Genomic DNA, 15,389 nt, shown 5'->3' on the forward strand with positions numbered 1-15,389 from the left:
TGGCTTAATTTCTGGGATTAATAACTAGAAAAAGCGGAGATCGTCAATTCCCGATCGGGGAGAGAAATTTTCTCGGCTAGCATTCGCTCTACTTCTTCATCGGAAAGTTCCGCAAGACTCAGCAGCAATTGAGCGGTATTTTCAACTTTCTCTCGCTGCGCGGGATTTTCCACCAGGGCCGCGGCTTGCTCGGATGCCGTGGGCGACTCGAAGAAAGAGCGCATGGGGACATCTACCCCGAAGGTGTCGCGCACGGCTGAGATGATTTGCGTGGCTAGTAGGGAGTGCCCTCCTAAATCGATGAAAAAGTTGTCGTGAAGGCCGATTTTTTCCACTCCGAGTATTTCAGCCCAGATGCCTGCGAGAACTTTTTCAACCGGGGTGTTAGGCGCGACAAAGGTTTTCGGAAGGAAGGCGGCATCCGGTGCGGGCAGAGCTTTGCGATCGACTTTGCCATTGGCAGATAGCGGCAGCGATTCCAGCATGACAAATGCAGATGGCAGCATATATTCGGGCAGTTTTTCACTCAGGAATTGTCGCAATTCGCAAGTTTCTGGCGCTGCATTTTGTTGGGGAACCACATACGCCACTAACCGTTTCTGACTGCGATCTTCCCCGAATGCCGTTACTACACACGATCGCACTGCCCGGTGCTCGTTCAAAGCAGCTTCAATTTCTCCGGCTTCGATGCGGAATCCTCGAATTTTAAGGCGGAAGTCTTCTCGCCCTAAAAATTCGATATTCCCGTCAGGAAGGAAGCGCCCTAAATCTCCCGTTCGGTACAAGCGCTCGCCCGTGACGGGGTGCGTGAGGCAACTGGCGCGGGTTTTTTCTTCATTCCGCCAGTATCCTTTTGTCAGTCCAACTCCGGCACAGCACATCTCGCCGGCAACCCAGACGGGACAGTCTTCGAGCCTTTCATTCAAAATGTAATAGCGTGTATTGGCGATCGGCGATCCGTAGGGAATGCTTTTCCAAGAAGGGTCAACAGTTTCTACCGGATACCAGATGTTCCAAAGGGTAGTTTCGGTTGGCCCGCCAACGCTGACAACGCGACATTCACGGACGATCGCCCTTAACCTCTGAGGCAGTGTGACTGGAATCCAATCTCCGCCGAGAAACGCCCAGCGCAAGCACTCTGGCAACACTTCAGAACGTCCGCCAGCGTAATCGAGCAGCATTTCCATCATCGGGGGAACCGAGTTCCAAATGGTGACGCGCTCTTTTACCATCAATTGCGCCCAGTGAGCGGGGTCTAGCCGTTGGGCGGCATCGGGAATGACGATCGCTCCTCCGGCTGCTAGGATGCCGAAGATATCGTAAACCGACATATCGTGGTGCAGTGCGGTGACGGAGATCGCGCGATCGCACTCGGCCACATTAAACACTTGGTTGGTCTGAGCGATCGCATTGACTGCACCGCGATGGGCGATCGCCACGCCTTTCGGCAAGCCAGTTGAGCCGGAAGTATAAATCACATACGCTAAATCTTCCGCTTCCTGCACTGATTCCAAAGCTTCGCCGCTTTCTGTTGCTAATTCCTCAGTATCAAGACAAATTCGCCGCACATTTTCCGGCCATTCCAATCGCTGATTTAACTGAGATTGCGTCAAAACAATCTCAACTTCACCATTTTCCAATAAATACCAAAGCCGCTCTTTGGGCAGCGCCGCATCGATAGGCAAATAAGCGGCTCCAGAGGCTAGAATTCCCAAGACAGCGGCGATTTGCTCCCATCCTTTCTCCATGACAACGGCAACCAACTGGTTAGGGCGAGCTCCCAGCTTTCGCAAGCGATGACCGACTTGATTCGATCGCCGATATAGTTCCTCGTAAGTGAGGGTACGATCGCGCGTAATGATGGCTGGTTCGTGCGATCGCAAGGCGACTTTCTCAGCAAACAATTCGTGCAGCAATCCATCGGGAATGGGTGCTTCAATGCTGTTAGCAAAAGCTTGCTGAAACGACACGGTTTCCTGCCAAGTTTCCTCCTCGTTAGCGAGGCGTTGCAACAAGCGGCAATAGGCGTCAAACATCTCGTCAATCATCCCTGGCGGGAAAAGTTCTTCCACTGCATCCCAGCTAAAAGAAAGCCCCTCAGCAGTTTCGGTAAATTGCGCGTCTATCCAAACTTGCGGAGTTTGACCGATAATGTGCACCAGTTCTCCCAATTCTTGAATCAGAGAAAAGATAGAAGAATCTTCCCCATGCGCGTTTTGCGGATCGATCGTAAACACGACTGGCATCAGCGCTGCAGTTGTACCTTGCGCTTGAGCGAGTTCTCGCAAAACGCGCACGCCGCTGACATATTGGTGTTCTAAATCTTGCCAAAGCTGTTCTTGCAATCGCTTGGCTCGTACTTCAAAACTTTCTTGCTTTGAGTTATCTATTTCTAGCAGAGTAAATGAGGCAAATTCTCCGATAATTTCCTCAATTTGAGGATGCAGAGGAAGGCGATTAAAGCGCGGCACGTTGAGGGTAAACCGAGGCGTTTTGCTCCACAGAGACAGAACCTCCGCATAGGCGGCGAGCAATAAACCCGTAGGAGTGAGGCTGGCGCGAGCTGTGCGCGTTTTGAGGCGCTCCCAAGTTGAGAAATCTAAGCGATCGCTCCAGCGTTTAAATCGCGGCTGCGTTAAGGAATTCGGGTGTTTGGCGAGGGGCAATTCCGGCGCTGGTGGCAGGGTTTTGAGGCGATTGCGCCAGTAATCTAAGGATTGCTGGTAAAATGGGGAGTTTTCTAAGGCAATCGCGGCTAACACGCAATCGCGAAAAGACAGTTGCAAGGGCGCGATCGCAGTATTAGGATTGCGGTAAAACTTGACCAAATCACCAAACAAAATTTGAAAACTCCAGCCATCTATGCACAAGGCGTCAATGCTGATGTGGAGCCGGATGCGGCGATTGTTTATTTGCGAAGCGCAAATCTCGAACAGCGGCCAGCGATCGAGCGGTAGCACTTGGTGGGAAAGGCGATCGCGAATTGCTTCGAGTTTTTCGCCCGCAACCTCTGGATCGATCGATCGCAAATCCAAAACCTCAATTTTATAAGCGGGTACGTTTTCCAGAATTTGCTGCTGTCCATTCGGAAGTACGATCGCCCGCAGCATATCGTGACGCTGTACAACTCGCTGCCACGCGAGGCTAAACCGCTCTAAATCTAACGAGTCGCTTTCAATTTCTACATAGCCGTGAATGGCCACATTGCCCATTTCAAAGAAGCTATTTCTCCCGATCCAGTAAGCCTGCTGCATTTCATTGAGCGGAAATGGTTTGTAGCGATTTTGAGGATCGGGGGCGATTGTCGGCAGTAATTTAATAGGTTGTCGATCTGGCTCGCTTTTAGTTTCCGCGATCGTCGCTGCTAGACTAGCGACTGTGGGGGATTGAAACAAGCAGCGCAACGATAGCTCGACTTGAAAGCGATCGCGCACCTTGGCAATCAGTTGAGTTGCCAGCAAAGAGTGACCTCCCAACTCAAAGAAATTGTCATTAATTCCCACCTGTTTTAAACCCAGAACCTCAGCCCAAATCTCCGCTAATACTTGTTCTTCTAAAGTCTCAGGAGCGATAAAATCTGCATCTAAACTGTTGGTTTCCGGTGCGGGAAAAGCTTTGAAATCTACCTTGCCGTTTGGCGTTAATGGCATGGCTTCTAAAAACACAAAACTGGCAGGAACCATATAATCTGGCAGTTGTTCCCGGAGAAAAGAGCGCAGATTTTTAATCAGTGCGGAGTTGCCAATGCTGAGTGCTGAGTTTAAAACGAGGTAAGCAACTAAACGCTTTCCGCCTGAATCTTCGTCACGTGCGAGAATGACTGCTTCTTGCACGTCTGGATGTTGGCTGAGTGTGGATTCGATTTCTCCTAACTCTATGCGGAAACCGCGAATTTTTACTTGGCGATCTGTGCGATCGAGAAATTCTAAATTGCCGTCGGGGAGATAGCGGACTAAATCGCCTGTTTTGTAAAGGCGAACGCCTTGTTTGCTGCTAAAAGGATCGGGAATAAATTTTTCTCGATTCAACTCTGAACGGTTGAGATAGCCTCTGGAAACGCCCGCACCTCCGATATATAGTTCGCCGGGGACTGCGATCGGAACTGGTTGCAAGTTAGCATCGAGTACATAGGTGCGGGCATTTGGAATTGGGCGTCCGATCGGCAAAGTTTTTGGGGAGTTTTTAACCGCAGAGGGCGCAGAGGGCGCAGAGGGGAGAGAACAAGAGGAGGAAAAGTCGCACCAAGTGGCGACAATTGTTGTTTCTGTGGGGCCGTAAGTATTGACAAGTCGTACTTTTTCTGAAACGCACTTTTGCCACTGATTCAGCGACGCCGAAAGCGCTGCTTCTCCGCCAATGATTGTCAAGCGCACTGATGGGGGAAATTCTGCTTTTTCGGTGCTGAGTCTGGCGGTTAATTCGCGCCAGTAAGCGGTTGGTAAATCTAAGACGGTGATTTGCCATTCCCGGCATTTTTTCAGGAAGGAAGAAATGCTGTCTAACATGGAATTTCCGCGCAGTACCAATGTTGCGCCTCGCGTTAAACAGGGATAGATTTCTTCGGCGCTGGCGTCGAAGCTGAGGGAAGCGAATTGGAGAATGCGATCGCCTGGTTCGATGCCATATTCGACACTTGCAGCTTGGGTATAATTCGCCAAAGATTGATGCTGCACCATCACTCCTTTTGGCTTGCCGGTAGACCCGGATGTATATATGATATAAGCTAGGTTTTCTGGCAAAACGGCGCTTTCAGGATTTGACTTGTTTTGTTGAGCGATCGTCTGCCATTCTGCATCCAAGCAAATCACAGAGATATTATTTTGGGCTGGCGTTTCTGCTTTTAATTCTGCTTGTGTTAGCAGTACCTGAACGCCAGCGTCTTCTAACATGAAAATAAGGCGTTCTTTAGCATAGATGGGATCGAGGGGCAAATAAGCGCCGCCTGCTTTTAATACGCCTAAAATCCCGACGATCGCATCGAGCGATCGCTCCATATAAACGCCGACTATCCCATCTGGTTTTACGCCGAAGGAGTGCAAATAATGGGCAAGTTGATTCGCGCGAATATTTAATTCTTGGTAAGTCAAACTTTGGCATTCAAACCGCACCGCAACCGCATCAGGTGTTTTCGCAGCCTGCGCTTCAAACAAACGGTGAACGCACTCATTTTGGGAGTAATTTATCCCAGTGTTATTCCACTCAAATAGAAGTTGCTGGCGTTCTGTTTCTGCAAGCAGGGGCAAATCTGATAGACGCGCGGAGGGATTCGCCACGATGCCTTCTAATAAGTTCTGAAAGTGTCCTGCCATTCGCGCAATTGTAGCCGATTCAAATAAGTCTAAGCTGTATTCAAACCAGCCTCTAATATCCGTTGCTGTGGCTTCTAATTCCAAGGTTAAATCGAAATTGGCTGTGCCGCTGTGAATCTGTTGGCAGTTCAGGCTTAAACCGGGCAATTCTAAGGCGAATTCGGAGGCATTTTGAAAGGCAAACATCACCTGAAATAACGGCGAGTGACTTAAATCTCGATTCGGCTGCAATTCTTCTACCAACTTCTCAAACGGTACATCTTGATGCGCGTAAGCGCCTAATGCAACCTCTCGCACTCGACTCAGCAACTCTCGAAAAGTGGGATTTCCATTTAAGTCAGTCCGCAAAACTAAAGTATTGACAAAAAATCCAATTAATGATTCGGTTTCGCTGCTGTTGCGGCTGGCAATTGGTGAACCGACGAGGATATCTTCTTGGCCCGTGTAGCGGTAAAGCAGTGTTTTGAATGCCGCCAGCAATGTCATAAAGAAAGTAGTTTTTTCGCGGCGACTCAATTGCCTAATTGCCTCGGTTAAGTGCTCTGGCAATTCAAATAATTGCCGACCTCCCTTGTAACTTTGAACAGCGGGACGAGAAAAGTCTGTTGGTAAATTTAGCACCGCTGCGCTGCCACTTAACTGCTGCTTCCAGTAAGTAAGTTGAGTTTCTAATATTTCTCCCTGCATTTGTTGGCGCTGCCAAGTTGCAAAGTCTGCATACTGAATTGGCAGAGGTGGAATATCGGCTAAACTCTTATTAGTAAATTCTTCATAAAATGCCGCTAATTCCCGTAAAAATACGCCCAAAGACCATCCATCAAAAATGATATGGTGGGCAGATAAAAGCAGGGTATGTTCTGTTTCAGATAAACGTATAAGTTTGGCACTGAGCAGATTTTGTTTAGTTAAATCAAAGGGCAACAGTGCTTCTTCCGCAGACAGTTTTTGCGCTTCTTTCTCGCGTTCATCAGGGGAGCAATGGCTCAAGTCTATCAGCGGTAATGGGAAACTTTTCGCATCAAAAATAACTTGTATCTGTTCTTTTTCAACACCAGCAAACGCAGTTCTTAAAATCTCGTGTCGCTCGATAATTTTCTCAATACTTTTCCTAAGTGCTTCTGCATTAAGTTGCCCTGTGATCTGAACTGCACCGCAGAGGTTATAAAACGGGTTTCCGGGTTCCAATTGGTCGAAGAACCACAAGCGCTCTTGGGCAAAAGACAGGGGAATATTTTGTAGGCGAGAAACTGGCCTTGGGGCGACTGCTTTGGTATTTCCTGTCAGTTGCTCTAGAATTTGCACTGCCAGTCGAGCAATGCTCCTATCTTCAAACAAATCGGCAACCGATACAGTAACGCCAAAGTCGCTCTCTATCTGATTTTTTAACTCAAAAATTCTTAAAGAATCTAGTCCAAAGCTACTGAGAGGTCGATCGATTTCAGTCGGCTTTAGCCGACTTTGGCTATTAGCCGGGGAATGAATTCCCCGGCGGTTTACCTGCTGCCAAAGGTAAGCCTCAAGCAGCGGCTGCCGTTCTTCTAACTCGGCTGTCAGCAGAATTTCTCGCGTTAGTTGATTGTCGATTTCTACCGAATCAGCTAGCTCTAAAATGCTACTGGCAACAACTTCCAAATTGTCAGCTAGAAAGTCAGCATAGGCGGCGCGACGTTGAATTTTACCGCTGGTCGTTTTCGGAATGCTTCCGGGCTTAATCAGCACTACTCCATAAACTTGCACTTCATATTCTTGAGCAATGCGTTCGCGGATGGCGCTGATAATTTCCTCGGCATTATCCGGCGCTTTGCGAGATTGTAATTCTGGCACGATAACGAGCTGTTCTTCGCCTGCGACTTCCACCGAGAATGCCGCGATCGCCCCCGGCCGCAAACTGGGATGGCTGCGTTCTGCTGTTCTTTCTATATCTTGGGGGTAAAGATTGCGACCTCGGATGATAATTAAATCTTTGAGTCGCCCTGTAATAAACAGTTCTCGATCGCGTAAAAAGCCTAAATCTCCTGTTCGCAAAAATGGCCCTTCGCTGGTATCTGAAAGATATGCTTGAAAGGTTTTTTCTGTCTCTTCTGGGCGATTCCAATAGCCTCGCGCCACTGTTTCGCCAGCTACCCAAATTTCTCCGACTTGTTGCGGCTGACATTGTGTCAGAGTTTCGGGATTGACGATCGCAACTTTAGTGCCAAATTCAGGGAAACCGCAGCCGACTAAAGTTCTCGCGCCCCCCTCGCCTTCGACAACTTCTACAATGTGATTATTTTCCAGCGCCCCAGCGTCAACAGGTAAGAAAGTCGGTGTTGTCCCGCTGCGAACCGTGGCAATTTTTAGCGTAGTTTCTGCCATTCCGTAAGCAGGACAAAAGGCATCGGCCTGAAAACCGCAGGGCTCAAAAGCTTTGGTAAATCGCTCTAGGGTTTCTTTGTGGATGGGTTCTGCACCGTTATAGGCCACGCGCCAACTACTCAAGTCGAGCATTTTTTGGCCATCGCCCAAAATTTCGCGCTGCATAATAGCGGGATGATTTTGATTGTTTTGTGGGATGGGCGTCCCGCCCGTCCGGTGTATTTTCACAGCAGGCCCGACGCCTACCCCACAATAATCATCCTCAAATTGTGCTAGCAACATTTTGCTGATTTTGCTAGCACACAAGTCGTAAGCAAAATTTGGCCCGCCGCTGTGGGTAGCTTTGTAACGCGAAATCGCTTCCAACCAGCACATCGGGTTCTGAATAAACGCCGCTGGCGGCATGAAGTAAGAGGGAATTCCCAGATACAAAGGTTTGAGCAATCCGTCAATTAACCCCATGTCGTGAAAGGGGGGAAGCCACGTTACGGCAACGCTTTCGGCATCGTGATCGAAGCCTCGGTGAATGTATTCGATGTTGTACAAAACGTTGGCGTGGCTCACCATTACGCCTTTGGGGGTGGAGGTTGAGCCGGAAGTGTACTGAAGATAAGCTACTTCGTCGGGATGGATGGGTGGCTGCTTCCACTTTTCGCCGTCATCCGAAAGCGCCTCTGCACTCAGCCAGCGCAGCCCTTTGAGTTCCGGCGCTTGTTCGCATAGCTGTTCTAAATTTTCCAGGTGTCGCGCGGGTGCGATCGCAACTGTTGCTCCTGCATCTAGGGCGATCGCACTAATTTTCGCTAAATTCCGTTTCAGCTTCGGTGGATAGAGGGGAACCGCGATCACTTTGGCGTACAAGCATCCAAAAAAGGCGGCGAGATAGTCCAATCCTGGCGGGAAAAGCAGTAAGGCTCGTTCGCCACTGAGCCCCAATGTCTGAAGTCGCACGGCGTGCGATCGGGCGATCGCATCTAACTCTCGATAAGTCAAACTGGCGGTTTCAGTTTTTCCGTCTAACAGAAATGTATATTTCTGCTCTGGTTGGTGTAACGCTCTGTTTTGTAGGAGTTCTACTAAATTCGTACAACTTTCGGTGAGTTGGTTTCCCTCAATTCTTGCGTCACTCATCGATTCTTTTTACCTAATAAATCTTGTTTGCAGTACGCCAACCAGTCCCGCCAAATTCTTTCCACATAGACTTTCTGTGAATAGCTTTCGGGCGTTACGAGTCTCTCATCAGCGCGTTTGAGTCTTCAATCCGTGTATTAGCGCTTCTTTTCACGTTTTGTTGTCGATCGGGCTGTTCGGCAATGGCTCCGGGGCGATTTGGGTCCGAGCCAGCTTCGATATCAGCTTCAGGGGCTTTACGGCTATCGACTTTAAGCATAGTAGGCTAGATGATATTTATTGTCAAGAGTAGTTGAAAAACTTTATTGACTCCTATCCTTCCCTATATGACAATATTTTCTAACTCTTGCCATAGCATTTTAGGCGATCGTTTGTCTAGCCCTGACAAACAACCATAATAGGCAAGTGGCGTGTAACTCGACAGAGGGGTGAGACCCCCTATCTTAAACTGCAATAAATTTTCATTAGTTAACTCTTGACAGATGCAAGTGCTCTGTTATCTAATTAAGGCACTTTCTCATTAAGCACCCAGTGGCTACTTCCTTTAACCGAGGAAGGTGCCAACCGTGGTCGATCGTCCAGAGCGCCACCGGACTGAGGCTTTCGCCCTCACGCGCCTGCTGTGTTCCCAGACAAAGGCTGCTAGCGACGGGAGAATCGGATCGAACTGCGCCCGACAACTAGGTCGTATCTTCCGCAGGTCAGTTTTAGGAGCCAGAGAAGAGCAGCAACGCTCTCACTCACACATTTTGTTGTGCAAGCAACGCAAACCACATATCCGAAGTTCCATTAATTGTTGATTAAATAGTAATGAAGAGATCGCAGAAATTATTAAATAGCCTTGGGCTGGCAGGAGTCGTGTCGGCGGTAGTCGCTGGGCCGGTGTGCGCTTCCAACATCGCGCAGGTGACGGGCGTTCGCCTCAAGCCCACGTCAGAAGGCATTGAAATCATCCTAGATACTGAAGATGGAAGACCCCTGCAAGTCTTCAGCGCCAGCTTTGGCGAAACTTTACAAGCTGATGTCATCACCGCTCAACTGCGACTACCGGGGGGAAATGAGTTTCGTCAAGACAAGCCTGCAGCCGGAATTGCTTCTGTCACCGTTACTCCTTTAGATAACAACAGCATCCGAATCAAAGTCGTTGGCGAGAGGGGTCAACCAGTGGCACGGGTGATTCCTAATGCTGCGGGTCTGATTCTCAGCTTAAAACCCACCTCGGAGATGACGGCTCGCCCGGGGGCACCTGCTCCTACAACACAGCGGCCGGGGGCACCTGCAGCACCCTTCCCACAGACAGGGCAGCCGGTAGAGATACCTGCAGAACCTTTACCGCCGACAGCGCAGCCACCTGGAACACCCGGAGAACCCTTGCCACCTACAGCGCAGCCACCTGGGACACCCGGATCACCCTTGCCGCCGACAGCGCAGCCACCTGGAACACCCGGAGAACCCTTGCCGCCTACAGCGCAGCCACCTGGGACACCACCGGCGGGGAGAGACCCGATTGAAATCGTCGTCACTGCAACACGAACTGCCGAAAGAGTGACCAACGTGCCACGCTCTATAACGGTGGTAGACTCCGAAGAACTTCAGCAGCAGGTAGGGCAATCGAGAAATATCGGGGAAGCTCTGGCAAATCAGGTTCCCGGTTTCGCGCCTCCGACTCAACTTACTACAACTTATGGACAAACTTTGCGGGGTAGGGATGTTTCCGTTCTGATTGACGGCGTGCCACAAACGACCAATCTTCAATCGTTTGGCAGAGAATTTAGAAACATCGATCCCAGCGCGATCGAACGCATTGAAGTAGTGCGGGGGTCTACAGCAATCTACGGCGCTCAGGCTACAGGTGGCGTGGTTAATATTATTACTCGTCGGCCAACTGAGGAAAGGCTAAGTGCTGTTACTGAAGTGGGCGTCAGTAGCGGTTTAACAAACACGGATGATGCTCTAAGCTTTAACGCTCAGCAGACGGTTTCTGGCCGAAGTGGCAATGTCGATCTGACGGGCACTGTCTCGCTCTCTAGAAGTGGAGCTTTTTACGATGCCAAAGGCTCGCGCATTCCCTATTTTGAACTCGGCGGAGATAGCAGCACCCTCTTCAACGTGATGGGCAAAGTCGGGGTAGATTTGGACACCAACCAGCGGCTGCAACTAACTGTCAATCACTATCGGGAAACTCAAGATCCCAATGTGATTCCAGACTTTAGTGTTGACGACCAGGAAGGACGGCAAAAAGCCCGCGCCATCCGAACCGGAGATTTGGATATTGACGGGGAAACACCGGGAAATAGAAGTACACAGCTCAACCTCAGTTACACCAACCAAAACCTTTTTGGCAGCAGCCTTCAAAGTCAAATTTACTATCGAACGAATTCCAATGTAAGTGTTCCCTCTGATTTTCGCACGTCCGATTTCTTTGGCCCGTTTGTCGGCGTTGCTCGTTCGCGAGCCGAGAACGAACAAATAGGAGGAAGGCTTGCGGTCACCACTCCTTTATCCAGTGCCGAAAATCTTCGATTAACTTGGGGTTCAGACTATGTTACTGAAGATAGCAAACAGCGTTTCGACCTGTACGACCCAGAGAGAGTTGACGCAAGTGGTGGCAGGGTTTACCGGAAAATTTCCGAGCGTCCTTTCGTCCCTCCTTACACTTACAACAGCCTTGGCTTTTTCGGTCAATTGGAATGGAATATTGACGATATCGTGATTCTAAGTGGGGGGATACGTCACGAACGCGTCGGGTTAAACGTCAATGATTATACCACTTTTAACGATCGCCAGATCGAAGGAGGCGATCGCAAATTTAACGCCACCCTATTTAATACAGGGGCTGTCTATAAAATTAATGACACCTTCAACGTATTTGGCAACTTTTCTCAAGGTTTCTCAGTTCCAGATTTTGGCCGCATTCTCCGCCAACCCCCCGACGATTTTGTGGGAATTGAATCCTCGTTAGAAGTAACTCAACCGCAAAAAGTCAACAGCTACGAAATTGGCATTCGAGGAGGGTGGCGATCCGTGCAAATGTCGCTTGCCGCTTTTTACAATACCTCCGATCTAGGCATCAGTTTTCAACCAGTTGGCAACACAGGTCGCCTGGAACTAATCCGCGCCCCAGAACGCATTTACGGCTTAGAAGGGACTGTGGATTGGCAACCTGCACGAGCATGGTCGATCGGCGGGACTGCTACCTATCTTCATGGCGAATATGAGGAGGACAACCGTTACATCGCCCTCGATAGCAGCAGAATTCCACCCCTCAAGCTAACAGCTTATGTTCAAAACGAAACTTTGCCGGGATGGAACAATCGGTTACAGTTATTATATTCTGGAAATCGCGATCAAGCCTTCAAAGACGGCTCGGATGGCGGCCCGATTAGCAGCTATCTCACACTGGATTACGTCAGCGCGGTTAAAATTGGATCGGGGCTGCTACAAGTCAAAGTCGAGAATTTATTGAATAATCAATATTTTCCCGTGATCTCCCAATACTTAGCTGGATTTGGATCGGACAGCGCTAATTATGCAGGCAGAGGTTTGACTCTCAGTGTTAATTACCGCCTTAACTGGTAATTACAGCAGATTGCAGGTTTATGAAGTAGATTCAATATCCCCCGTAGGGACACTCCAAGAACCCATTGGTGTCAATTTAAGCTGTTAGTCTGCCAGTCCTCGCGGCCACCCGCTAGTCCGCCAGTCCGCCAGGGGTTGAAACCCCTGTCTAATAGCTAAAGTCCTCTCAAGAGGACTAATGAGTTAAAAAGTATTTTTCTCAGTCCTCATAGCGAGGACTTTAGCTTTGAGACAGGGAATGAATTCCCTGTCGGACTATCAGTTTTACCTTAATGAGAACAGTTAACGGCTTTGAGAAAAATTTCGAGATGAAGTTCCGCAAACTCGCATTCAAACTGCACTTGTATTTGGGGTTGGTGGTAGGAATATTTCTAGCAGTAATTGCTTTAACGGGCAGCTTGCTGGTTTTCGGGCCTGAAATCGAGCGGTTCTTCAATCCCCAACTCCTGCAAGTAATTCCTCAAGCCGAACGAATACCGCTGGAAAATGTCCTGCATATTGTCGAAAAAGCTTATCCGCAAAATCAAGCTCTTAGTATCTTGCTGCCGCGATCAGCCAAGGAAGTTTGCCAAGTTTCGATGCTGTCAAAGAGTGAGGAAGTAGTTAGCGTTTATGTCAATCCTTACAGTGGAGAAATTAAGGGTGCGCGCCTTGGGAAAGAAACTTTTACAGGTTTGGTTTTTACGTTACACGCAGAATTAGCGGGAGGAGAATTCGGTCATCTTGTTGTAGGTATTTGCGGTATAGTAATGCTAGGACTAACTTTTAGTGGCTTGGTATTGTGGACTGGTTGGCGCAATTTGGCTCGCGGATTTTCAATTAATTGGAAAGCTCACTGGCAGCGGACTGTATTTGATTTACATAACGTTTCGGGCATTGTATCGGTCGCTTTTCTCATACTCATCTCCGCTACAGGGACAGCGATAATTTTTTACGCGCCGGTTGAATCGACTCTGTATTGGCTAACGAATGAAAAGCCACAGCCAGCATTGACTTCTCATCCCCACTCTAGCAGTTCGAGGCAAAACCTTGACGAAATATTACACCAAGTTAATACCGTTTGGCCGGAAGCTAAAACTACTTTTATTTCTCTGCCTTTGAAGCCTGAAGCAACTTTTAAAGTACGGAAAAAATTTCCCAATGATCCGCACCCAAACGGGATTAGCACCATTTATCTCGACCAATACAGTGGCGAAATATTACAGGCTGATAGTGTAAATTCAGCTTCTGTAGCAAATCGAATTCTCAACTCGCTTTATCCGCTACATATTGGCAGCTATGGCGGAATTTACTTGCGACTTGTACACACGATCGCAGGATTAGCAGCGATCGTACTGTTTGTTACGGGCGTACTGATGTGGCGGCAGCGGCACTTGGCGAAATTTTACCGTAAGGAGGCGAGACAGCAATATGAAAAATTATCTCCACTTAGCCAGCAATGGCCTTGGTTTTAATGAGAGCGGCGTGGGATTTTATGCGGGTGCATATCATCTCCGGTTACACCGGAATGATGTTGACTGTTGACGGTTGACTGTTGACAGTGAACAGTGAAAAGTCAACAGTGAACTCGAATTTACTATTCCGATGCTAACGGATTTGATATCATTCTCCTGCCTAAAAACCCCTATCCTCTGAATTTTAAATTCTATCAATCGCCTATTTCATGCAAAAATTTATTCAACTATGGCTCGGACAAACTGCTTCGATGATTGGCAGCGCTATGTCCGCGTTTGCGCTGACTATTTGGATTTGGGACTCTACCAGTCAAGCGACAGCTTTGGCTTTGTTGATGTTTTTTACTCAATTGCCGCGCATCTTGCTCGCTCCGGTTGCTGGCATTCTCGTCGATCGCTGGAATCGAAAATTTTTGATGGGGATAGGTGATGCGGTTTCAGCTCTGTTAACGCTCACTATCCTATTACTTTATATCAGCCAAAACCTGCAAATATGGCATATATATGTAGCGGCTGCGATTAACGGAATTTTTGACCAAATTCAGCAGTTAGCTTACTCAGCAGCGATCGCCACAATGATGCCAGAAAAGCATTACAGCCGCGCTAGCAGTTTAAGTTTTTTGGCAAATTACGGCGCGAGTATTATTGCTCCGACACTGGCGGGGATTCTCTATTCTGCGATCGGGCCCGGCGGGATTTTTACGATCGACCTGGCAACTTTTACAATCGCGATCGCCACCCTAGTATCTGTCAAAATACCACAGCCCGCGATCGCTTCCAATCCCCAAGCGACTCGCTTTCACCTATGGCAAGAACTCAGCTTCGGATTCCGCTACATCGTCGATCGTCCCAGCCTGCTTGCCTTGCTGGTGTCCGTGTCGCTATTCTGGTTCGCTCACGACATCGGCGCGGCCCTCTACTCACCGATGATTCTGGCACGCACCGACAACAATGCCAGAATCCTCGGTACTATCCTTTCAGCCGCCGGCGCCGGCGGCGTTTTAGGAGCATCGATCGTCAGTATATGGGGCGGCCCCAAACGCCGAATCCGGGGCTTTCTGCTCGGCATGGCAGGCGCGGGCTTGAGTAAAATAGTCTTTGCTTTCGGCCAGGCCCTTTCTATCTGGATTCCCGCTCAATTTTGTTCGTCTTTCAATTTCCCCATCCTCGGCAGTTCCAACGAGGCGATTTGGTTGGCGAAAGTCGCACCAGAAGTACAGGGGCGCGTTTTTGCTACCAGAGCAGTTATCGTGCAATTGGCGTCTGCGATCGGTTTATTGATCGCAGGGCCACTTGCCGATCGCGTCTTTGAACCCGCCATGCAACCGTCCGGTTTTTTAGCAGCTATTTTTGGCCCAATTCTGGGGACAGGTGCGGGTGCTGGCATGGCTTTGTTATACGCTATCTCCTCGCTGGGCTTATTGCTTGTTGCCGTCGGTGGGTATGCTTGCCGGCTGTTGCGCGATGGATAATATCGTTTCCGGTGTGCGATTCGTTTAGCCTAAATGGATAGGTTCTCCTATCCAGGGACGGTTAGCCTGACTCCGCTGCGAGTTAGTGA

Annotated in this window: 5 protein-coding genes; 3 read left to right on the forward strand and 2 right to left on the reverse strand. The window is 49.0% G+C overall.

All coding sequences use genetic code 11. From position 1 onward, the window contains the following. Nucleotides 1-17 precede the first annotated feature (17 nt). Complete coding sequence (locus QT973_RS07900; RefSeq protein ID WP_333391084.1) at nucleotides 18-8,795, reverse strand: amino acid adenylation domain-containing protein; 8,778 nt, start codon at nucleotides 8,793-8,795, stop codon at nucleotides 18-20. A gap of 94 nt (nucleotides 8,796-8,889) precedes the next feature. After that, nucleotides 8,890-9,054, reverse strand: a complete 165-nt coding sequence (locus QT973_RS07905) for a hypothetical protein (RefSeq protein ID WP_333053475.1) — start codon at nucleotides 9,052-9,054, stop codon at nucleotides 8,890-8,892. A gap of 551 nt (nucleotides 9,055-9,605) precedes the next feature. Here QT973_RS07905 and QT973_RS07910 point away from each other — a divergent pair. From QT973_RS07910 to QT973_RS07920, 3 genes are all read left to right on the forward strand, one after another. Further along, entirely contained in the window at nucleotides 9,606-12,374 is a 2,769-nt protein-coding gene (locus QT973_RS07910) for a TonB-dependent receptor domain-containing protein (protein WP_333391087.1), read from the forward strand. A 272-nt stretch (nucleotides 12,375-12,646) separates the two neighbouring features. Further along, a complete protein-coding gene (locus QT973_RS07915; protein ID WP_333391089.1) occupies nucleotides 12,647-13,828 on the forward strand; it encodes a PepSY-associated TM helix domain-containing protein in 1,182 nt (393 codons plus the stop codon). Between the two features lie 209 nt (nucleotides 13,829-14,037). Further along, nucleotides 14,038-15,300: an MFS transporter gene (locus QT973_RS07920; protein ID WP_333053478.1), complete on the forward strand. Its 1,263-nt coding sequence runs from the start codon at nucleotides 14,038-14,040 to the stop codon at nucleotides 15,298-15,300. Nucleotides 15,301-15,389: the final 89 nt, after the last annotated feature.

This window comes from Microcoleus sp. Z1_A1, assembly GCF_036700305.1.
Taxonomy (GTDB): domain Bacteria; phylum Cyanobacteriota; class Cyanobacteriia; order Cyanobacteriales; family Microcoleaceae; genus Microcoleus.

Coding starts and splice junctions, on each gene's coding strand:
- QT973_RS07900 (WP_333391084.1), bottom strand. CDS start 8,795: ATGAGTGACGCAAGAATTGAGGGAAACCAACTCACCGAAAGTTGTACG.
- QT973_RS07905 (WP_333053475.1), bottom strand. CDS start 9,054: ATGCTTAAAGTCGATAGCCGTAAAGCCCCTGAAGCTGATATCGAAGCT.
- QT973_RS07910 (WP_333391087.1), top strand. CDS start 9,606: ATGAAGAGATCGCAGAAATTATTAAATAGCCTTGGGCTGGCAGGAGTC.
- QT973_RS07915 (WP_333391089.1), top strand. CDS start 12,647: ATGAGAACAGTTAACGGCTTTGAGAAAAATTTCGAGATGAAGTTCCGC.
- QT973_RS07920 (WP_333053478.1), top strand. CDS start 14,038: ATGCAAAAATTTATTCAACTATGGCTCGGACAAACTGCTTCGATGATT.